Below are 18,925 nucleotides of genomic sequence, written 5' to 3'. Positions count from 1 at the left end.
ATGAACTATATCCAGCAACCGCAGGCGATTGAGCGCAAAAGCTTTGAAATCATCAGCGAGATTATCGCGGAAACTCGCCCGGAGTACCGCTTCGACAGCCCGCTGCACGAGGCCATTATCAAACGGGTGATCCACACCACCGCCGACTTTGAATGGCTGGATATTCTGTGGTTCGCTCCGGATGCCTTAACCCGTCTGAGTGCGTCGTTAAGCCGCCCGTGCACGCTGTATACCGACACCACGATGGCGCTCTCCGGGATCAATAAAAATCTGCTGGCGACCTTTGGCGGCGAATGCCGCTGTTATATCAGCGACCCGCGCGTGGTGCGCGAGGCCAAAGCCCAGGGCATTACCCGTTCGATGGCGGCGGTGGATATCGCCGCGAAAGAGGAAGGCGATAAGGTGTTTGTCTTCGGCAATGCGCCGACGGCGCTGTTCCGCCTGCTGGAGCACAAAGAACTGGAAGTCGGCGGCGTGATTGGCGTGCCGGTCGGTTTTGTCGGCGCGGCAGAGTCGAAAGAGGCGCTGAGCCACAGCGGCCTGCCGGGCATTGCCGCGCTGGGGCGTAAAGGCGGCAGCAACGTCGCGGCGGCCATCGTCAACGCCATACTTTATCAGCTGCAGGCCGGCCAATGAGTGAACCCTCCTTTGACGCCCCGGTGTGGCATAACGGCAAAGCGCTGCGCAAAGGCTACACCACTGGCTCCTGCGCCACGGCGGCGGCTAAAGTCGCCGCGCTGATGGTGATGCGCCAGCATTTGATTCACCAGGTGTCGATCGTTACCCCTTCCGGCGTGACGCTGAACCTGAACGTTGAATCGCCGCACGTCGAGGGGCAGCAGGGGATTGCCGCGATTCGTAAAGACGGCGGTGACGATGTCGATGCGACCCACGGAATGCTGATTTTCGCCCGCGTGACCTTAACCGACAGCGGTGAGATTACGCTGCGCGGCGGCGAGGGGGTGGGCACCGTCACCCGCAAAGGCATCGGCTTGCCAATTGGGAGTTCGGCCATTAACCGCACTCCGCGCCACACTATCGAAACCGCCGTCCGCGAGGCCATTGGCCCGGCGCGCGGCGCGGAGGTGGAAATCTTTGCCCCGGAAGGGGAAGAACGGGCGCAGAAAACCTATAACTCGCGGCTCGGTATTCTTGGCGGCATTTCGATAATCGGCACCACCGGTATCGTCACGCCGATGTCGGAAGAGAGCTGGAAACGCTCGCTGGCGCTGGAGCTGGAGATGAAACGCGCGGCGGGGCTGGAGCGCGTGGTACTGGTCCCCGGCAACCATGGCGAACGCTTTGTGCGCGAACAGATGGGCATCGACTCGCAGGTGGTGGTCACCATGAGCAACTTCGTGGGCTACATGATTGAAGAGTCCGTGCGTCTTGGCTTCCGCCAGATTGTGCTGATTGGGCACCCGGGCAAGCTGATTAAAATCGCCGCCGGGATTTTCCACACTCATAGCCATATTGCCGATGCACGTATGGAAACGCTGGTTGCCCATCTGGCGCTGCTTGGCGCGCCGCTGGAGCTGCTGACGCTGGTCAGCGACTGCGACACCACCGAAGCCGCGATGGAGCACATCGATGCGTTTGGCTTCCAGCGTATCTACAACCACCTCGCCGAACGTATTTGCCAGCGCGTGATGCAGCGCCTGCGCTTTACCAAAACGCCGCCGGTCTGCGACGCCATTATGTTCTCGTTTGATAACCAGATCCTCGGCAGCAACCGCCCGGTGAATGAGATTGTGGAGGCGATGCAATGCTGACGGTGGTGGGGATGGGCCCGGCGGGCGTACAGCTGATGACGCCGCTGGCCAAAGAAGCGGTACAACGCGCCGATGCCCTGGTGGGCGGCGCCCGCCATCTGGCGCAGTTCGCGGAGTTTTCCGGCGAACGCTGTGCGCTGGGTGCCAATATCGCCGAGGTACTGGCGTGGATTAGCGAGCGCCAGGGGCAAAGCGTGGTGGTACTGGCGTCCGGTGATCCGCTGTTTTACGGCATCGGCACGCGGCTTATTGCCCATTTTGGCCGCGACAATGTGCAGGTGATCCCCGGCGTTAGCGCCGTGCAGTACCTGTGCGCGCGGGCGGGCGTCGACATGAACGACATGTGGCTCACCAGCAGCCACGGGCGCGAAGTCGACTTTGACGCCCTCGCCGCGCATCGCAAAGTGGCGATGGTGACTGACAAACGCTGCGGGCCGAAAGCCATTGCCGCTGAACTGGTGGCGCGCGGCAAGGGGCATCGCTGGATGGTGATTGGCGAGAATCTGGCGCAGGACGACGAACGGATCCACTGGCTGCCGGTCAGCGCGGTGGATCATGACTATGAAATGAACACGGTGGTGATCCTCGATGAAAGATGAGCTGTTTTTGCGCGGCGAAAAGGTGCCAATGACCAAAGAAGCCGTGCGGGCGCTGGCGCTGTCAAAGCTTGAGCTGCATCAGGCGCGTCACCTGATTGATATCGGTGCTGGAACCGGCAGCGTCTCCATTGAAGCGGCGCTGCAAAACCCAACGCTTGTGGTGACTGCCATCGAGCGCAACCCAGCGGCGCTGCGCCTGCTGGCAGAAAATTGCCAGCATTTTGCCTGCGATAACGTACGCATCGTGGAGGGCGAGGCCCCGCTGGCCGTTGAAGAAGCCGCCGACGCGGTATTTATGGGCGGCAGCGGCGGCCACCTTTGTGAACTGATTGACTGGTCTTTGCGCCAGTTGCGTCCCGGTGGGCGGCTGGTGATGACCTTTATCCTGCAGGAAAACCTTCACTGTGCCCTCGACCATTTGCGTCAGTCGGGCATCAGCAACGTGGACTGCCAGCAGCTCAACGTCTCGGCGCTGACTACGCTGGGCAGCGGCCACTATTTCAAATCGCATAACCCCGTTTTTGTTATTGCCTGCCAGAAGGAAGAAAACCATGGCTGAAGCCTTTGACTCACGTTGTGTCTGGTTCGTTGGTGCCGGGCCCGGCGACCGCGACCTGATTACCCTCAAGGGCTATCGCCTGCTGCAACAGGCGCAGGTGGTGATTTACGCCGGGTCGTTGATTAACACCGAACTGCTGGACTACTGCCCGGCGGAGGCGGAGTGCCACGACAGCGCCGAACTGCATCTGGAGCAGATCCTCACGCTGATGGAAGAGGGTGTGAAGGCGGGGAAAACGGTGGTGCGCCTGCAAACCGGCGATGTCTCGCTGTACGGTTCGGTGCGTGAGCAAGGCGAAGAGCTGACCCGTCGCGGCATCCCTTATCAGGTGGTGCCGGGCGTGAGCGCGTTTCTTGGCGCGGCGGCAGAGCTGGGCGTCGAGTACACCGTTCCGGAAGTGTCGCAGAGCCTGATCATCACGCGTCTTGAAGGTCGCACGCCTGTGCCCGAGCGCGAACAGCTGGAATCTTTTGCTCAGCACCAAACTTCAATGGCGATTTACCTCTCGGTACAGCGCATCCATAAAGTGGCGGAGCGACTGATTGACGGTGGCTATCCTGCAACCACGCCGGTGGCGGTTATCTACAAGGCGACCTGGCCGGAAAGCCAGACGGTGCGCGGCACGCTGGCGGATATCGCCGACAAAGTGCGTGACGCCAACATCCGCAAAACGGCGCTGATTCTGGTCGGCAATTTCCTGGGCGATGAATACCACTACTCGCGGCTGTACGCGGCGGATTTCAGCCATGAATACCGTAAAGCCTGACGACATTGCGCTGTTCTGCCTGACGCCCGGCGGCGTGGCGCTGGCCAAACGGCTGAGCTCGGCGCTGCCGATGACCTGTCTGACCCGCGAAGCGCTGGTTGAAGACGGTTTCGTGGCGTTTGACGGCAGCTTTGCCCACAGCGTGCAGCAGGCGTTTGCGCGCTATTCGGCGCTGATTTTTATTGGTGCGACCGGGATTGCTGTTCGGGTATTGGCACCGTTACTGGTGGATAAATTCCACGACCCGGCGGTGGTGGTTATCGACGAGCGCGGCCAGCACGTTATCAGCCTGCTCTCCGGTCACATTGGCGGCGCCAACGCGCTGGCGCGTCATCTGGCGGGCCTTCTCGGCGTTGACCCGGTGATCACTACCGCCACCGACGTCAACGAGGTGGCGGCGCTCGATACCCTGGCCTGCCAGCTTGATGCACGAATGGCGGGTTTTCGCCTGGCGGTGAAAACCGTTAACCAGATGCTGGTGAGCCAGAAGCGGGTTGGGCTGTGGTGGGATGAGCCGCTGGCCGAAGAGGTGAGCCGCTGCGATCGTCGCGGCTTTATCACCGTCACCGATCTTCAGCAGCTGCCGGAACTTGACGCGCTGGTATGTATCACGCTGCGCGATGAATTACCTGAGCTGCCGCTTCCCCACTGGAAGCTGGTACCGCGACGCATCGTCGCCGGTATTGGCTGCCGACGCGGCACCGACTGCGGCGTTATTACCGGTCTGCTGTTGCGCCAGCTAGCGGCTCAGCGGCTGGACCCGCTATCCCTGAAAGCCATCGGCAGCATCGTGGTGAAGCAGGATGAACTAGGACTAATCCAGCTGGCGAGCGACTTTGACGTGCCGTTTAAAGTTTTTAGCGTGGCCGCGCTTAGCGAGCACGAACACCGCTTTCCCGCCTCGCTGTTTGTGAAGCAAACGGTGGGGGTTGGCAGCGTATCTGGCCCGGCGGCGTGGCTGCTGAGCAACGGACATCTTATTGGCGAGAACCTGCGAGAACAGGGCGTCACTATCACTTTGGGAGTTACACACTGATGTTAAGCGTAATTGGAATCGGCCCTGGCTCGCAGGCGATGATGACCATGGAGGCCGTCGAAGCCTTGCAGGCCGCAGAAATCGTCGTCGGCTACAAAACCTATACCCACCTGGTGAAGGCCTTTACCGGCGACAAGCAGGTTATCAAAACCGGGATGTGCAAAGAGATTGAGCGCTGCCAGGCGGCAATTGAGCTGGCGCAGGCGGGGCACAACGTTGCGCTTATCAGCAGTGGCGACGCCGGGATTTACGGCATGGCGGGGCTGGTGCTGGAACTGGTCAGCAAGCAGAAGCTGGACGTAGAAGTGCGCCTGATCCCTGGCATGACCGCCAGCATTGCCGCCGCGTCGCTTCTGGGCGCGCCGTTGATGCACGATTTTTGCCATATCAGTCTCAGCGACCTGTTGACGCCGTGGCCGGTGATTGAAAAACGCATTATCGCCGCCGGGGAAGCGGATTTCGTTATCTGTTTCTACAACCCGCGCAGCCGCGGCCGCGAAGGGCATCTGGCGCGGGCCTTTGAACTGCTCGCTGCCAGTAAAAGCGCCGATACGCCGGTGGGGGTGGTGAAATCCGCCGGGCGGAAGAAACAGGAGAAATGGCTGACCACGCTGGGCGAGATGGATTTTGCGCCGGTAGATATGACCAGCCTGGTGATTGTCGGCAACAAAACCACCTACGTGCAGGACGGGCTGATGATCACCCCAAGAGGCTACGTGCTGTGAATTACGGCGATGTTCTGGTGGTGGGCGGCACCAGCGATGCGCGGGCGATTTGCCAGCTACTGGATGCCGCGCAGGTGCAATACACCGTGTCGGTCGCCACGCCAACCGGTGCCGCGCTGGCCGGTGATATTGCCGGTCAGGTGCGCTGTGGGCGACTGGAACTGGCGGAAATGGTCGCCTGGCTGCGTGAGCAGCAAACTCGCTGGGTGATTGACGCTTCGCACCCGTACGCCGAGGTGGTAAGCCGCAATGTGCAGGCGGCCTGCGCGCAGACCGGCGTGCTGCTCAGCCGCTATCAGCGCCCGGAGCAGCTCGACTCGCTGACGCATCCGCTGCTGCACTACGTGGCTAATATCGGCGACGCCTGCGCGTTGATTCGCGGAATGGGCGATCGCGTCTTGCTGACGACCGGCAGTAAAGACCTGGCGCTGTGGCGCGCAGGGCTGCCGGAAAAAACGCTGCTTGCCCGCGTGCTGCCGGTTCCTGAGGTAGTCCAGCAGTGTGCGGCTTTAGGTTTTGGCGTCGGGGAAATTTTTGCCATCTGCGCGCCGTTTAGCGCCGAGTTTAACGCCGCGTTCTACCGCCACTGCCGCGCCGATGTGATGGTCACCAAGGCTTCCGGTGCGGAAGGCGGCTATCGGGAAAAGGTTCAGCCTTGCCTCGATGCTGGCATTCCCTGCGTGGTGATTACCCGCCCGGCACCGCTGGTGACCGGCGACGAACGACTGGATAGTTTGACTGCGTTTGCCGAGCGTTTAGCGCGCTGGCAGGCCACGGAATCAAGGAAACAACAATGAAAAAAGCCCTTTTAGTGGTGAGCTTCGGCACCAGCTATCACGATACCTGTGAGAAGAACATCGTCGCCTGCGAACGCGAACTGGCGGCAAGCTGCCCCGACCGCGACCTGTTCCGCGCCTTCACCTCCGGCATGATTATTCGCAAGCTAAAACAGCGTGACGGCATCGAAACCGACACGCCGCTGGAGGCGCTGCAAAAGCTGGCCGAGCAGGGCTATGAAGACGTGGCGGTACAGTCGCTGCACATTATCAACGGTGATGAATTCGAGAAGATCGCCCGCGAAGTGCAAAGCCTGCGCCCGCTGTTTCGCCGTCTGACCATCGGCACGCCGCTGTTGAGCGGCCATGACGACTATGTGCGTTTAATGCAGGCGCTGGAGCAGCAGATGCCCGCGCTTAAGACTGACGAAAAAGTGGTGTTTATGGGCCACGGTGCCAGCCACCACGCTTTTGCCGCCTACGCCTGCCTTGACCATATGATGAGCGTCCAGCGCTTCCCGGCGCGGGTTGGCGCGGTTGAGAGCTACCCGGAAGTTGAAGTGTTGATTGAAAGCCTGAATCAGGAAGGCGTGCGCGGTGTGCACCTGATGCCGCTGATGCTGGTGGCGGGGGACCATGCAATTAATGACATGGCCTCCGATGAAGAGGACTCGTGGAAAACGCTGTTTATCGCCGCAGGTATCCCGGCAACGCCGTGGCTGCAAGGGCTGGGTGAGAACCCGGCGGTGCGGGCGATGTTTGTAGAACATTTGCAACAGTCGCTGGAGGTGGCATGAGCGGAAAACTGTATGCCCTGAGCACCGGGCCTGGCGCTGCAGATCTGATTACCGTGCGCGCGGCACGCATTCTGGGTTCGCTCGATATTCTTTATGCCCCGGCGGGACGCAAAGGCGGCGACAGCCTCGCGCTCTCCATCGTGCGTGAATATTTAGGCGAGCACACCGAAGTGCGCTGCTGCCACTTCCCGATGAGCGCCGATAGCGCGGAAAAAGAGGCGGTGTGGGATGACGTTTCGCGTGCGCTGGTGCGCGAAGTCGAAGCGGGTAAACAGGTGGGATTTATCACCCTCGGTGATGCGATGTTATTCAGCACCTGGGTCTTCTTGTTGCAGCGCATCGGCAGCCCGCAGTGGCTGGAGATTGTGCCTGGAGTGACTTCGTTTGCGGCGATTGCCGCCCGCGCGCAGATGCCGCTGGCCATGGAGCAGCAGTCGCTGGCCGTGGTCGCCTGTACCGCACCGGAGGCAGAAATTGAACGCGCGCTGGCGCAGCACGACAGCCTGGTGTTGATGAAGGTATACGGACGTTTCCCGCGTATCAAAGCGCTGCTGGCTAATGCAGGGCTGCTGGACAACGCGCTGCTGATGGCCGAGGCGACGCTGCCTGGTGAACAGTGTTGGCGAAATCTGGCGGAGGTGAGCGACGACCAGCCGCTGCCTTATTTCTCAACCATTCTGGTGAATAAACAGTGGGGGCAGGGACAGTGAATATTGAACAACAGCTTAAAAAGCTTTCGTTGAGCGGCGCGGCGGCAGCGCTGCTTCTGCTGGTGGCGCCGGAGCAGGCCTTTGCGATGCACATTATGGAGGGCTTTTTGCCGCCAATGTGGGCGCTGGCGTGGTGGCTGCTGTTTCTGCCGTGCCTGTGGTACGGGCTGGTGCGTCTGCGTCGTATCGTGCAGGACGATAGCAACCAGAAGGTACTGTTGGCGCTGTGCGGGGCATTTATTTTTGTCCTCTCGGCGTTGAAGATCCCTTCAGTCACCGGAAGCTGCTCGCATCCGACGGGTGTAGGGCTGGCAGTGATTCTGTTTGGACCGGGCGTGGTGGCGATCCTCGGAGCCATCGTACTGTTATTCCAGGCGCTGCTGCTGGCGCACGGCGGATTAACGACGCTAGGCGCTAACGGTATGTCGATGGCAGTTATTGGGCCTATCGTCGGCTATTTGGTGTGGAAAATGGCCTGTAAGGCCGGATTTCGTCGCGATGTGTCGGTATTCCTCTGCGCCATGCTGGCGGATCTGGCCACCTATTTTGTCACCTCGCTCCAGTTGGGGGCCGCTTTCCCGGATCCGCAAAGCGGGTTTGCCGGATCGAGTCTGAAATTTATGGGGATCTTCTGCCTGACGCAGATCCCGATCGCCATTGCCGAAGGGCTGCTGACGGTGATGATCTACGACCAGTTGACCAAGCGTCAGCTGATCCCTGCACGAGGGCATTAAGATGAAAAAGACACTGATCCTGCTGGCGATGGTGATTGGCCTGGTTATCCTGCCGTTCTTTATCAATCACGGCGGTGAATACGGCGGCTCCGACGGCGAAGCGGAAAACCAGATCCAGGCGGTTGCGCCGCACTATGAACCGTGGTTCCAGCCGCTATATGAACCGGCGAGTGGAGAAATTGAAAGCCTGCTGTTTACCCTGCAGGGATCGCTGGGCGCGGCGGTGATTTTCTATATTCTGGGCTACTACAAAGGCCGTCAGCGCAATGATGACCGGGCTTGACCGACTCAGCTACCAGAGCCGTTGGTTCCACGTCGCACCGGAACGGAAATTTCTGTTCTGGCTGCTGCTGATGATTCTGGCGTTCAGCCTGCCACCGTTGGGGCAGGCGCTGCTGATGGCGATAACGGCGGCGCTGACCTGCTGGCTGCTGCGTATCTCTTTTTGGCGCTGGTGCCGCTGGATGGCGCTGCCGCTGGGTTTTCTGCTGGTGGGCGTGCTGACCATCGTGTTTAGCGTCAGCCGGGATGCGCATACGCTGCTGGCGAGCGTGTCGCTCGGCGGGTTTCACCTGGGTATCACTCAAGTTGGGCTGACCACCGCCAACGAGACCTTTTGGCGCAGCCTCGCGGCGCTGTCGGCTACTTTTTGGCTGGTGTTGAACCTGCCGTTTCCGCAGCTTATCGTACTGCTCAAACGGGCGCGCGTGCCGCGCCTGCTCACCGAACAGATCCTGCTGACCTGGCGCTTTATTTTTATTCTGCTTGATGAGGCGATGGCCATTCACCGGGCGCAAACGCTGCGTTTTGGCTACCGCAATGTCCGCCTGGGCTACCACTCGTTGTCGATGCTGGTGGGGCTGCTGTTTACCCGTGTGCTTATCCGTTACCAACAGATGGGCACGGCGCTTGATATCAAACTGTATCAGGGTGATTTTCACCTGTAAGGACTACCATGCTGGCGACTCGCGATCTCTGGTTTCGTTACCAGGACGAACCCACGCTCAAAGGGCTGACGCTGGATTTTTCCCAACAGGCTGTCACCGGGCTGGTGGGGGCCAACGGCTGCGGGAAATCGACGCTGTTTATGAATCTCAGCGGGCTGCTGCGGCCGCAGCAGGGTGCGGTGCTGTGGCAGGGAAAACCGTTGGACTACAGCAAACGCGGGCTGCTGGCGCTACGTCAGCAGGTGACGACGGTGTTTCAGGACCCGGATCAGCAAATCTTTTACACTGATATTGATAGCGATATCGCCTTTAGCCTGCGCAATCTGGGCGTGGCCGAGGATGAGATCGCGCGGCGCATCGATGATGCTTTGACGCTGGTCGATGCCCAGCATTTTCGCCAGCAGCCGATTCAATGCCTGAGCCACGGGCAGAAAAAACGCGTGGCGATTGCCGGGGCGCTGGTGCTGCGAGCGCGCTATCTGCTGCTTGATGAACCGACCGCCGGGCTGGACCCTTCCGGGCGGACGCAGATGATTGACATCATCAAGCGTATCGTCGCGCAGGGCAATCATGTGGTAATTTCCAGCCACGATATTGATTTGATTTATGAAGTCAGCGACGCGGTCTACGTGCTGCGTCGGGGCGAAGTGCTGGCGGCGGGGACGCCGGGCGAGGTTTTTGCCCAGCGCGAGTTGATTGAACAGGCAGGCTTGAGCCAGCCGTGGCTGGTCAAGCTGCATGCGGAGCTTGGGCTGCCGCTGTGTAAAACCGAGGCGGATTTTTTCCGCCGTATGCGTGAAAAAGGAACCGTATGACCCAGGCCATTATGTTGCAAGGCACCGCATCCGACGTCGGCAAAAGTATGCTGGTGGCGGGGCTGTGCCGGATTTTTTATCAGGATGGTCTGCGCACCGCGCCGTTTAAATCGCAGAATATGGCGCTCAACTCCGGAATTACCCCGGATGGCAAAGAGATGGGGCGGGCGCAAATCTTTCAGGCCGAGGCCGCCGGAATTACGCCTGATGTGCGCATGAACCCGATTCTGCTCAAACCAACCAGCGACCGTAAAGCGCAGATTGTATTGATGGGCGAGGTGGCCACCAACATGGACGCCGTCAGCTATCACGAATATAAGCCGCGGCTGCGTGAACAGATCCTTGAGGTCTACCAAAGCCTGGCGCATGAGTACGATATGCTGGTGCTGGAAGGGGCGGGTAGCCCGGCGGAAATCAACCTGCGCGACCGCGATATCGTCAATATGGGCATGGCCGAGATGGCGCAATGCCCGGTGATTCTGGTGGCGGATATCGATCGCGGCGGTGTTTTCGCATCCATCTACGGCACGCTGGCGCTGCTTCACGACCATGAAAAGTCGCGGGTAAAAGGCGTTATCATCAATAAGTTTCGCGGCGATGTAGCGCTGCTCTATTCCGGCATCGAACAAATAGAGGCCTTAACCGGCGTGCCGGTGCTGGGGGTGATGCCGTGGCTGGAGGTCGACCTTGAAGATGAGGATGGCGTGGCGCTGCAAAAAGGCAAATACCGTGGCGCAAGCCAGCGTGAGGTCGATATTGCCGTGGTGCAGCTGCCGCATATTTCCAATTTCACCGATTTTAACGCTTTAGCCGCGCAGCCGGATGTTCGCGTGCGCTATGTCCGCCACGCCGACGCTCTGGCCGGGGCCGATATGATTATCCTGCCGGGCAGCAAAAATACCCTCGGCGATCTGCTGTGGTTACAGGAGAGTGCATTAGCGCACGGTATTTTGCAGGCCCAGCGGCAGGGCGTGCCGGTTCTTGGTATTTGCGGCGGTTATCAAATGCTGGGCGATACGTTGATAGATGAGGTGGAATCCGGGCTGGGTACGCTGCCTGGATTGGGCCTACTCAACACCGTGACCCGCTTTGCACCGCATAAAACGACCACCCAGGCGACGGCTACGCTGGCTGATGCGCTGCCGGGCTGGCTGGCAGCTGCGTCCGGGATGGCGCTATGCGGATATGAAATTCATATGGGGGAGACGACGCTGCTGGACGGCGTTCGCCCGTTGATGCAGCTTTGTAAGAATGGGCAGTACACCGCAGATGGCGCAGTCAGTGAAAATGGCCTGGTATTTGGCACCTATCTCCACGGCCTGTTTGATAGCGATGCGTTTACCCGCGCGCTGGTCAACGGCCTGCGCGAACGCAAAGGGCTAGCGGCGCTGGATAGCGACTTCCACTATGCGCACTACAAGGCGCAGCAGTTTGATATCCTGGCGGAGTCTATGCGCCAGCATATTGATATTGAAAAGATTTATACGATTATGCGGGAACATCAGGAGCCGTAGCGGCGATGACGCGCCATTCTCTGGAGTGGCGCTAGCGGTTTATTACAGGCAAAAAAAAACACCCAAGTGGGTGTCATTTTAATTGGTTGCGGGGGCCGGATTTGAACCGACGACCTTCGGGTTATGAGCCCGACGAGCTACCAGGCTGCTCCACCCCGCGTCCGTCTTTACTCTTCCATCGAGTAAACTTGCATCAGATTGTAATTGGTTGCGGGGGCCGGATTTGAACCGACGACCTTCGGGTTATGAGCCCGACGAGCTACCAGGCTGCTCCACCCCGCGTCCGTCATTACTCTTCCATCGAGTAACGTTGCTTCTGATTTTCACTTCTTTTAATTGGTTGCGGGGGCCGGATTTGAACCGACGACCTTCGGGTTATGAGCCCGACGAGCTACCAGGCTGCTCCACCCCGCGTCCGTGGATGCGCACTATACTCTGCTGAGCTTTTGTTGCAACTCATTTTTGCGATAAATCACTCATTTTTTTATAGCACCTATGTCTATGACACGAATGGTTTATTTTTTGTACAAAATTATTGCAAGCGGGCGTAATCGCATTTCAATACCCCTGGCGGTTTGTTATCTTCAGCGTGCACTTTCGATTATGCGGAAAATAGAAGACACCATGAAAGGACGTTGGGTTAAGTATGTAGCAACAGGGGCGATGCTGGCGATGCTGGCAGCCTGTTCGTCAAAACCGACCGATCGCGGTCAACAGTATAAAGACGGGAAATTCACCCAGCCTTTCTCACTGGTCAATCAACCTGATGCAGTCGGCGCGCCGATTAATGCGGGCGACTTTGCCGAGCAGGTGAACCAGATTCGTAACGCCTCTCCGCGCCTTTACGGCAACCAGAGCAACCTTTATAACGCGGTGCAGCAGTGGCTGCTTGCCGGTGGCGACACGCGCACGATGCGCCAATACGGCCTTGATGCCTGGCAGATGGAAGGTACCGATAACTACGGTAACGTCCAGTTCACCGGCTACTACACGCCGGTTGTGCAAGCGCGCCATACCCGCCAGGGCGAATTCCAGTACCCGCTTTACCGCATGCCGCCGAAGCGCGGCAAGCTGCCATCTCGAGCCGGGATTTATGCCGGTGAGCTGAGCGATAACTACGTGCTGGCCTACAGCAACTCGCTGATGGATAACTTCATCATGGATGTGCAGGGCAGTGGATACATTGATTTTGGTGATGGTTCACCGCTGAACTTCTTTAGCTATGCCGGGAAAAACGGTTGGGCATATAAAAGCATCGGTAAAGTGCTTATCGATCGCGGCGAAGTGAAGCGTGAAGATATGTCGATGCAGGCGATTCGCCACTGGGGCGAAACCCACAGCGAAGCGGAAGTCCGTGAGCTGCTGGAGCAGAACCCGTCATTCGTCTTCTTTAAACCGCAGTCTTTCGCGCCGGTTAAAGGCGCCAGTGCGGTGCCGCTGATTGGCCGCGCGTCGGTGGCTTCCGACCGCAGCATTATCCCACCGGGGACCACGCTGTTAGCGGAAGTGCCGCAGTTGGATAATAACGGTAAGTTTAACGGCCAGTATGAACTTCGCCTGATGGTGGCACTGGACGTGGGCGGTGCGATTAAGGGCCAGCACTTTGATATCTACCAGGGTATCGGTGCGGATGCCGGGCATCGCGCGGGCTGGTATAATCACTACGGACGCGTGTGGGTGCTGAAATCAGCCGGCAACGCGGGTAATGTTTTTAGCGGCTAAGTCCGTGATTTCCCCGGCTGAGGCATTGATGCCGACGCCGGGGAGCTATAAATGAAGAATTTGAGGTGTTATGTCTGTTATCAGTGACGCCTGGCGTCAGCGTTTTGGCGGCACGGCGCGTTTATACGGTGAAAAAGCTCTCCAGGTTTTTGCCGAGGCGCATGTTTGCGTGGTAGGAATTGGCGGCGTCGGCAGTTGGGCGGCGGAAGCGCTGGCGCGTACCGGTATCGGTGCAATCACGCTGATTGATATGGACGACGTGTGTGTCACCAATACCAACCGCCAGGTTCATGCCTTGGGCGGCAACGTCGGGTTAGCGAAAGCCGAGGTGATGGCGGATCGTATCCGACTGATCAACCCTGAATGCCGCGTCACGGTGATCGACGATTTCGTTACGCCTGATAACGTGGCTGAATATATGGGTGTCGGCTACAGCTATGTGGTTGATGCAATTGATAGCGTGCGTCCGAAAGCGGCGCTGATTGCCTACTGCCGTCGCTATAAAGTGCCGTTGATTACTACCGGCGGCGCGGGGGGGCAAATTGATCCGACGCAGATTCAGGTCAGTGACCTGGCGAAGACCATTCAGGACCCGTTAGCGGCGAAGCTGCGCGAGCGACTGAAAAGCGACTTCGGCGTGGTGAAGAACAGCAAAGGTAAGCTGGGCGTGGATTGTGTATTTTCCACTGAAGCGCTGGTGTATCCGCAATCTGACGGTTCGGTGTGCGCGATGAAGAGTACGGCTGAAGGGCCGAAACGTATGGACTGTGCGTCTGGTTTTGGTGCGGCGACGATGGTCACCGCGACTTTCGGTTTTGTCGCGGTATCCCATGCATTGAAAAAGATGCTGGCAAAAGCGGATCGTCAGGCCAGCGCCTGACGGGCAGCTTCCGTCATTGCTTCGCTCAGGGCCGCCAGGCCCTGACTGCGCGAGGCGCTAAGCTGACCGCGAAGCCCCAGCTCATCAAACAGCGCCAGCGGTTCGGCTGCCAGAATCTCCGCTGGTTGCTTGCCTTCCACCGCGGTCAGTAGCACCGCCAGCAGTCCGCGGACAATCCTTCCTTCGCTATCGCCAAAGAAGTGCAGCGCACCGTTTGCTTCCAGCGTATACCCCAGCCAGACGCGGTTTTCACAGCCCGGAATTTCCTGCGCCTGTGCTTTAAGCTCATCCGTCAGCGACGGCAACTTTTTACCGAGCAGGATTAGCTGGCGGTATTTATCTTCCCATTGCGAAAGCGCGGCAAACTGTTGGCGCAACGCTTCAGGCGTTATCACGGTGCCAAACGGATGTTCGGCTTTTAACGTTGTTGTCATCAATCCACCAGAAGTTCGAGCGCACGGTCGACGGCGTTGACCAGCGCGTAGACATCGTCCTGCGTATTATAAGGTGCGAATGAGGCGCGCAGCGTGCCGCTCACGCCTAATGCCGCCAGCAGAGGCTGCGCGCAGTGTTGACCGGCGCGCAGGGCAATACCGTATTCTGCTAGTAGCGTCACCATATCGCTGTGGTGTACCCCGGCAAAATCGAAGGCCAGCAGGCTTGAGTCCTGGCAGCGGAATGAACGGAAGCCTGGGCGTTTCGCCAGCTCGTCTTCTGCCAGCGTCGCCAGCCCCCGGCTCCAGGATTCGGCTTGCTGGATATCGATCTCCGCCAGCCATTCCAGCGCTGCGCTCAGGCCAATCACTCCGGCCACGTTCGGCGTACCGGCCTCCAGGCGATACGGCACAGGCTGGGTGGTAAAACCGTCAAACGTCACTTCACTGATCATCTTCCCACCGCCGAGCCACGGGGTCATGGCGTCCAGCAGTTCGCTTTTGCCGTACAGCGCGCCGATGCCGGTTGGCCCATAGAGTTTATGGCCGGAGAAAGCGTAAAAATCGATATCCAGCGCCTGAACGTCCGCTGGGAAATGGACCGCGCCCTGCGCACCGTCGACCATGACCACCATGCCTGCCTGATGGGCAAGGGTAATGGCATAATCCAGATCCGGACATCCGCCGGTGACGTTGGACATTTGTCCTAGCGCCAGTATGCGGCTACGTGGGGTTATCAGCGTGGTGAGTTGCGCAACGTCAGGCAGATGGTCCGCACCGAGCGGTAGCTGGACGATTTTTGCCCCGGTTTGCTCGGCGACCATCAGCCACGGAACCAGGTTAGCGTGGTGCTCGGCAACGCTGACGATAATCTCATCGCCCGGATGTAGCCGCGGACGGGCGTAGCACTGCGCCACCATATTGATGGCTTCGGTCGTGCCGCGCGTCCAGACGATATCTTTCCCGCTCGGTGCATTGAGTAAACGTGCGACCTGGTCACGCGCGGCTTCATACCGCTCGGTTAAGCGCTGCGCCTCGGCGAACTGGCTGCGGTGAACGTTACCCGCGCTGAGTGAGTAAAAGTGATTTGTCGCCTCGATAACCGCCTGCGGTTTTAACGCGGTGGCAGCGCTATCAAGGTAAACCCCAGCATCGTGCAGGGCGGGAAACTGTGCGCGAAACTGCGCGGGGGAGAACGCGTTCATGGAATTCCTCATGTCGATAAGGAGATCGTCGCGCAATTTTCGTTGGCTTTCAACTTCGACGATGAATGAGGGGAGAGATCGGGGCAAAAAAAAGCACCGCAAGTTGGCGGTGCTACATTAATCACTATGGACAGACAGGGTAAATGTACAGGAAGTGAAAAAGGGTAGCCTTGCTACCGTGATCTGAATTGCAGACCAATTGCAAACACAACAACACAACATCACAACCGTAAGCCAAAAGCAGTTCAGAACACGCATTCCGAAAAAAGCTTTTCGTTCCGGCTCAGGAAGTGCCGCCATGATAGGTATTTGCTGGTAGAAGCTCAACGGACAAATTATAATGTCTCAGATAAAAAAAACTAATAGGTTAACTAGTGTTGCCTGTTTGTTAAAATCAATTAACAATTGGGTTCTGGGACTATGTCAAAGCGTTTGCCACCTCTTAATGCATTACGTGTATTTGATGCAGCCGCACGCCATTTAAGCTTCACGCGCGCGGCCGATGAGCTTTTTGTGACGCAGGCCGCAGTAAGCCACCAAATCAAGTCTCTTGAGGATTTTCTGGGGTTAAAGCTGTTTCGGCGGCGTAACCGATCCCTGCTTTTAACGGAAGAGGGACAGAGCTATTTTCAGGATATTAAAGAGATCTTTTCGCAATTAACTGAGGCTACGCGTAAACTACAGGCACGGAGCGCGAAAGGGGCGTTGACCGTGAGTTTATTACCCAGTTTTGCTATCCAGTGGCTGGTGCCGCGCCTCTCAAGCTTTAACTCAGCTTATCCGGGAATTGACGTCAGAATCCAGGCCGTTGACCGTCAGGAAGACAAGCTCGCGGACGATGTCGACGTTGCCATTTTTTATGGCCGCGGCAACTGGCCGGGGCTGCGAGTGGAAAAACTGTACGCAGAGTATTTACTCCCCGTCTGTTCTCCGCTGCTACTCACCGGTGAAAAAGCGTTGAAAACGCCCGCTGATTTGGCGAAGCATACGCTGCTGCACGATGCTTCTCGCCGCGACTGGCAAACGTATACGCGCCAGCTCGGGCTTGCCCACATCAACGTACAGCAGGGACCTATTTTCAGCCATAGCGCAATGGTGCTACAGGCTGCCATCCATGGACAGGGCGTTGCACTGGCGAATAACGTCATGGCGCAATCTGAAATTGAAGCGGGCCGGCTGGTATGCCCGTTCAATGATGTCCTCGTTAGCAAAAATGCTTTTTATCTGGTTTGTCATGACAGTCAGGCAGAACTGGGTAAAATAGCGGCCTTTCGTCAGTGGATTCTGTCGAAAGCGGCTCATGAGCAAGAAACTTTTCGTTTTCGTTACGATCAATAAATGAATTTAGGGTAATACCATGACCAGCCGTTTTATGCTGATATTCGCCGCAATCAGTGGCTTTATTTTTGTTGCTCTGGGCGCATTTGGCGCGCACGTGCTGAGCAAAACGTTAGGCGTCGTTGAGATGGGGTGGATCCAGACCGGTCTGGAGTACCAGGCATTTCACACGCTGGCGATTTTTGGCCTTGCCGTTGCTATGCAGCGTCGCATTAGCATTTGGTTCTACTGGAGCAGCGTGTTTATGGCGCTGGGTACCGTACTGTTTAGCGGTAGCCTGTACTGCCTGGCGCTCTCTCATTTACGCCTGTGGGCGTTTGTTACTCCGGTTGGTGGCGTGAGCTTCCTCGCCGGTTGGGTTTTGATGTTGATTGGTGCTATTCGACTTAAACGTAAGGGTGTTGTTCATGAATAAGGTTGCGCTGTATTGCCGCCCTGGGTTTGAGAAAGAGTGCGCAGCGGAGATTACCGACAAAGCCGGGCGTCGTGAGGTGTTTGGCTTTGCGCGCGTCAAAGATAACTCGGGCTACGTGATTTTCGAATGCTACCAGGAAGGCGATGCCGACAAGCTGGCGCGTGAACTGCCGTTCAGTTCGCTGGTGTTTGCTCGTCAGATGATTGTGGTGGGCGAGCTGTTAAAAGATCTGCCGCCGGAAGACCGCGTGACGCCTATCGTCGGCATGCTGCAAGGCGTGGTGGAGAAGGGCGGCGATCTGCGTGTCGAAGTGGCTGACACCAACGAAAGCAAAGAGCTGATGAAGTTCTGCCGTAAGCTCACCGTGCCGCTGCGCTCAGCGCTGCGTGAAGTGAAGGTGCTGGCCGCGTACGAGACGACAAAACGCCCGGTTGTGCATGTGTTCTTTATTGCTCCGGGCTGCTGCTACACCGGTTATTCCTACAGCACCAACAACTCGCCGTTCTATATGGGGATCCCGCGTCTGAAGTTCCCATCCGACGCGCCAAGCCGCTCGACGCTCAAGTTGGAAGAGGCGTTCCACGTCTTTATTCCTGCCGATGAGTGGGATGAGCGTTTGGCTAACGGGATGTACGCGGTCGATCTGGGTGCCTGTCCTGGCGGTTGGACCTATCAGCTGGTCAAACGCAACATGTGGGTCTCTTCCGTCGATAACGGCCCGATGGCGCAAAGCCTGATGGACACCGGGCAGGTCACCTGGCTGCGTGAAGATGGTTTCCGCTACCGTCCAACCCGCAACAACATCTCGTGGATGGTGTGCGATATGGTTGAGCGTCCAGCGAAAGTGGCTGCGCTGATGGCTGAATGGCTGGTCAACGGTTGGTGCCGTGAAACCATCTTTAACCTTAAGCTGCCGATGAAAAAGCGTTATGAAGAACTGTCGCATAACCTTGCATACATCCAGGAAAAGCTTGACGAGCACGGCATTAACGCGCAGATCCAGGCGCGTCAGCTGTATCACGACCGGGAAGAAGTGACCGTTCACGTTCGTCGCCTGTGGGCGGCGGTAGGCGGCCGTCGCGACGAGCGTTAATTCGTTTGGCATTGTCGCTGCGCTTAACGCGACGATGTTAGGTGAGTACGTCTTGATAGTTGCTATCATCACCATCCGACCGCATAGC

22 protein-coding genes and 3 tRNA genes are annotated in these 18,925 nt (G+C 58.1%); 20 read left to right on the top strand and 5 right to left on the bottom strand.

Features of this window, described 5'->3' with window-relative positions:
- The 15 genes from ABOC97_RS10715 to ABOC97_RS10645 are packed head-to-tail and all read left to right on the top strand — an operon-like array spanning position 1 to position 11,750.
- Positions 1–636 carry a cobalt-precorrin-8 methylmutase gene (locus ABOC97_RS10715; protein ID WP_349597305.1) on the top strand — a complete coding sequence of 212 codons (636 nt, stop codon included), beginning with the start codon at positions 1–3 and terminating at the stop codon, positions 634–636.
- On the top strand, positions 633–1,772 hold the full coding sequence (gene cbiD / locus ABOC97_RS10710; RefSeq protein ID WP_349597303.1) for a cobalt-precorrin-5B (C(1))-methyltransferase CbiD: 1,140 nt from the start codon (positions 633–635) through the stop codon (positions 1,770–1,772). Before ABOC97_RS10715 ends, cbiD begins: the two co-directional genes overlap by 4 nt.
- Positions 1,766–2,371, top strand: a complete 606-nt coding sequence (locus ABOC97_RS10705) for a cobalt-precorrin-7 (C(5))-methyltransferase (RefSeq protein ID WP_349597301.1) — start codon at positions 1,766–1,768, stop codon at positions 2,369–2,371. Before cbiD ends, ABOC97_RS10705 begins: the two co-directional genes overlap by 7 nt.
- Positions 2,361–2,930 (top strand): decarboxylating cobalt-precorrin-6B (C(15))-methyltransferase, encoded by a 570-nt coding sequence (locus ABOC97_RS10700; protein WP_349597298.1) that lies wholly within the window; start codon positions 2,361–2,363, stop codon positions 2,928–2,930. Before ABOC97_RS10705 ends, ABOC97_RS10700 begins: the two co-directional genes overlap by 11 nt.
- Positions 2,923–3,696, top strand: a complete 774-nt coding sequence (locus ABOC97_RS10695; protein ID WP_349597295.1) for a cobalt-precorrin-4 methyltransferase — start codon at positions 2,923–2,925, stop codon at positions 3,694–3,696. Before ABOC97_RS10700 ends, ABOC97_RS10695 begins: the two co-directional genes overlap by 8 nt.
- Complete coding sequence (gene cbiG / locus ABOC97_RS10690) at positions 3,677–4,732, top strand: cobalt-precorrin 5A hydrolase (RefSeq protein WP_349597292.1); 1,056 nt, start codon at positions 3,677–3,679, stop codon at positions 4,730–4,732. Before ABOC97_RS10695 ends, cbiG begins: the two co-directional genes overlap by 20 nt.
- Positions 4,732–5,457 (top strand): precorrin-3B C(17)-methyltransferase, encoded by a 726-nt coding sequence (locus ABOC97_RS10685; RefSeq protein WP_061283147.1) that lies wholly within the window; start codon positions 4,732–4,734, stop codon positions 5,455–5,457. Before cbiG ends, ABOC97_RS10685 begins: the two co-directional genes overlap by 1 nt.
- Positions 5,454–6,254 carry a cobalt-precorrin-6A reductase gene (locus tag ABOC97_RS10680; RefSeq protein WP_349597289.1) on the top strand — a complete coding sequence of 267 codons (801 nt, stop codon included), beginning with the start codon at positions 5,454–5,456 and terminating at the stop codon, positions 6,252–6,254. The genes ABOC97_RS10685 and ABOC97_RS10680 overlap by 4 nt, the downstream gene beginning before the upstream one ends.
- Positions 6,251–7,030 (top strand): sirohydrochlorin cobaltochelatase, encoded by a 780-nt coding sequence (gene cbiK, locus ABOC97_RS10675; protein ID WP_349597286.1) that lies wholly within the window; start codon positions 6,251–6,253, stop codon positions 7,028–7,030. Before ABOC97_RS10680 ends, cbiK begins: the two co-directional genes overlap by 4 nt.
- Entirely contained in the window at positions 7,027–7,740 is a 714-nt protein-coding gene (locus tag ABOC97_RS10670) for a cobalt-factor II C(20)-methyltransferase (protein WP_349597283.1), read from the top strand. Before cbiK ends, ABOC97_RS10670 begins: the two co-directional genes overlap by 4 nt.
- A complete protein-coding gene (cbiM, locus tag ABOC97_RS10665; RefSeq protein WP_349597280.1) occupies positions 7,737–8,474 on the top strand; it encodes a cobalt ECF transporter S component CbiM in 738 nt (245 codons plus the stop codon). The genes ABOC97_RS10670 and cbiM overlap by 4 nt, the downstream gene beginning before the upstream one ends.
- Before the next feature lies 1 nt (position 8,475).
- Entirely contained in the window at positions 8,476–8,757 is a 282-nt protein-coding gene (locus ABOC97_RS10660) for an energy-coupling factor ABC transporter substrate-binding protein (RefSeq protein ID WP_349597278.1), read from the top strand.
- Positions 8,744–9,421 (top strand): energy-coupling factor ABC transporter transmembrane protein, encoded by a 678-nt coding sequence (locus ABOC97_RS10655; protein ID WP_349597437.1) that lies wholly within the window; start codon positions 8,744–8,746, stop codon positions 9,419–9,421. The genes ABOC97_RS10660 and ABOC97_RS10655 overlap by 14 nt, the downstream gene beginning before the upstream one ends.
- Before the next feature lie 8 nt (positions 9,422–9,429).
- On the top strand, positions 9,430–10,236 hold the full coding sequence (locus ABOC97_RS10650) for an energy-coupling factor ABC transporter ATP-binding protein (RefSeq protein WP_349597275.1): 807 nt from the start codon (positions 9,430–9,432) through the stop codon (positions 10,234–10,236).
- Entirely contained in the window at positions 10,233–11,750 is a 1,518-nt protein-coding gene (locus ABOC97_RS10645) for a cobyric acid synthase (RefSeq protein ID WP_349597272.1), read from the top strand. The genes ABOC97_RS10650 and ABOC97_RS10645 overlap by 4 nt, the downstream gene beginning before the upstream one ends.
- A gap of 83 nt (positions 11,751–11,833) precedes the next feature.
- On the opposite strand, the gene ABOC97_RS10640 is transcribed toward ABOC97_RS10645, so the two are convergent.
- The 3 genes from ABOC97_RS10640 to ABOC97_RS10630 all read right to left on the bottom strand — a co-directional run bounded on the left by ABOC97_RS10640 (position 11,834) and on the right by ABOC97_RS10630 (position 12,164).
- Positions 11,834–11,910 (bottom strand) — tRNA-Met (locus ABOC97_RS10640).
- Positions 11,911–11,955: 45 nt separating this feature from the next.
- A tRNA-Met gene (locus ABOC97_RS10635) sits at positions 11,956–12,032 on the bottom strand.
- A 55-nt stretch (positions 12,033–12,087) separates the two neighbouring features.
- Positions 12,088–12,164 (bottom strand) — tRNA-Met (locus tag ABOC97_RS10630).
- Positions 12,165–12,374: 210 nt separating this feature from the next.
- Here ABOC97_RS10630 and mltA point away from each other — a divergent pair.
- On the top strand, positions 12,375–13,472 hold the full coding sequence (gene mltA, locus ABOC97_RS10625) for a murein transglycosylase A (protein WP_349597270.1): 1,098 nt from the start codon (positions 12,375–12,377) through the stop codon (positions 13,470–13,472).
- 70 nt (positions 13,473–13,542) lie between these two features.
- Entirely contained in the window at positions 13,543–14,352 is an 810-nt protein-coding gene (tcdA, locus tag ABOC97_RS10620; protein WP_349597267.1) for a tRNA cyclic N6-threonylcarbamoyladenosine(37) synthase TcdA, read from the top strand.
- Here tcdA and csdE read toward each other — a convergent pair.
- Together csdE and csdA are read right to left on the bottom strand one after the other, a co-directional pair.
- On the bottom strand, positions 14,337–14,786 hold the full coding sequence (csdE, locus tag ABOC97_RS10615) for a cysteine desulfurase sulfur acceptor subunit CsdE (protein WP_349597264.1): 450 nt from the start codon (positions 14,784–14,786) through the stop codon (positions 14,337–14,339). The two genes, tcdA and csdE, sit on opposite strands and share 16 nt — an antisense overlap.
- Positions 14,786–15,991, bottom strand: coding sequence for a cysteine desulfurase CsdA (csdA, locus tag ABOC97_RS10610; RefSeq protein ID WP_349597261.1), 1,206 nt, complete (start codon positions 15,989–15,991; stop codon positions 14,786–14,788). Before csdA ends, csdE begins: the two co-directional genes overlap by 1 nt.
- Positions 15,992–16,411: 420 nt before the next feature.
- On the opposite strand from csdA, the gene gcvA reads away from it, so the two are divergent.
- The 3 genes from gcvA to rlmM are packed head-to-tail and all read left to right on the top strand — an operon-like array spanning position 16,412 to position 18,837.
- Positions 16,412–17,329 carry a glycine cleavage system transcriptional regulator GcvA gene (gene gcvA, locus ABOC97_RS10605; protein ID WP_234505381.1) on the top strand — a complete coding sequence of 306 codons (918 nt, stop codon included), beginning with the start codon at positions 16,412–16,414 and terminating at the stop codon, positions 17,327–17,329.
- 19 nt (positions 17,330–17,348) lie between these two features.
- Entirely contained in the window at positions 17,349–17,744 is a 396-nt protein-coding gene (locus ABOC97_RS10600) for a DUF423 domain-containing protein (RefSeq protein WP_234505378.1), read from the top strand.
- Entirely contained in the window at positions 17,737–18,837 is a 1,101-nt protein-coding gene (gene rlmM / locus ABOC97_RS10595) for a 23S rRNA (cytidine(2498)-2'-O)-methyltransferase RlmM (RefSeq protein ID WP_234505376.1), read from the top strand. The genes ABOC97_RS10600 and rlmM overlap by 8 nt, the downstream gene beginning before the upstream one ends.
- Positions 18,838–18,925: the final 88 nt, after the last annotated feature.

This window comes from Kluyvera huaxiensis (genome assembly GCF_040149365.1).
Lineage (GTDB): Bacteria > Pseudomonadota > Gammaproteobacteria > Enterobacterales > Enterobacteriaceae > Kluyvera > Kluyvera intermedia_A.
This window is presented reverse-complemented; position numbering and strand designations above follow the sequence as displayed.

Coding starts and splice junctions, on each gene's coding strand:
- cbiG (WP_349597292.1), top strand. CDS start 3,677: ATGAATACCGTAAAGCCTGACGACATTGCGCTGTTCTGCCTGACGCCC.
- ABOC97_RS10705 (WP_349597301.1), top strand. CDS start 1,766: ATGCTGACGGTGGTGGGGATGGGCCCGGCGGGCGTACAGCTGATGACG.
- csdA (WP_349597261.1), bottom strand. CDS start 15,991: ATGAACGCGTTCTCCCCCGCGCAGTTTCGCGCACAGTTTCCCGCCCTG.
- ABOC97_RS10660 (WP_349597278.1), top strand. CDS start 8,476: ATGAAAAAGACACTGATCCTGCTGGCGATGGTGATTGGCCTGGTTATC.
- mltA (WP_349597270.1), top strand. CDS start 12,375: ATGAAAGGACGTTGGGTTAAGTATGTAGCAACAGGGGCGATGCTGGCG.
- ABOC97_RS10700 (WP_349597298.1), top strand. CDS start 2,361: ATGAAAGATGAGCTGTTTTTGCGCGGCGAAAAGGTGCCAATGACCAAA.
- ABOC97_RS10695 (WP_349597295.1), top strand. CDS start 2,923: ATGGCTGAAGCCTTTGACTCACGTTGTGTCTGGTTCGTTGGTGCCGGG.
- ABOC97_RS10715 (WP_349597305.1), top strand. CDS start 1: ATGAACTATATCCAGCAACCGCAGGCGATTGAGCGCAAAAGCTTTGAA.
- gcvA (WP_234505381.1), top strand. CDS start 16,412: ATGTCAAAGCGTTTGCCACCTCTTAATGCATTACGTGTATTTGATGCA.
- csdE (WP_349597264.1), bottom strand. CDS start 14,786: ATGACAACAACGTTAAAAGCCGAACATCCGTTTGGCACCGTGATAACG.
- ABOC97_RS10645 (WP_349597272.1), top strand. CDS start 10,233: ATGACCCAGGCCATTATGTTGCAAGGCACCGCATCCGACGTCGGCAAA.
- rlmM (WP_234505376.1), top strand. CDS start 17,737: ATGAATAAGGTTGCGCTGTATTGCCGCCCTGGGTTTGAGAAAGAGTGC.
- cbiD (WP_349597303.1), top strand. CDS start 633: ATGAGTGAACCCTCCTTTGACGCCCCGGTGTGGCATAACGGCAAAGCG.
- ABOC97_RS10600 (WP_234505378.1), top strand. CDS start 17,349: ATGACCAGCCGTTTTATGCTGATATTCGCCGCAATCAGTGGCTTTATT.
- tcdA (WP_349597267.1), top strand. CDS start 13,543: ATGTCTGTTATCAGTGACGCCTGGCGTCAGCGTTTTGGCGGCACGGCG.
- ABOC97_RS10685 (WP_061283147.1), top strand. CDS start 4,732: ATGTTAAGCGTAATTGGAATCGGCCCTGGCTCGCAGGCGATGATGACC.
- cbiK (WP_349597286.1), top strand. CDS start 6,251: ATGAAAAAAGCCCTTTTAGTGGTGAGCTTCGGCACCAGCTATCACGAT.
- ABOC97_RS10670 (WP_349597283.1), top strand. CDS start 7,027: ATGAGCGGAAAACTGTATGCCCTGAGCACCGGGCCTGGCGCTGCAGAT.
- ABOC97_RS10650 (WP_349597275.1), top strand. CDS start 9,430: ATGCTGGCGACTCGCGATCTCTGGTTTCGTTACCAGGACGAACCCACG.
- ABOC97_RS10655 (WP_349597437.1), top strand. CDS start 8,744: ATGACCGGGCTTGACCGACTCAGCTACCAGAGCCGTTGGTTCCACGTC.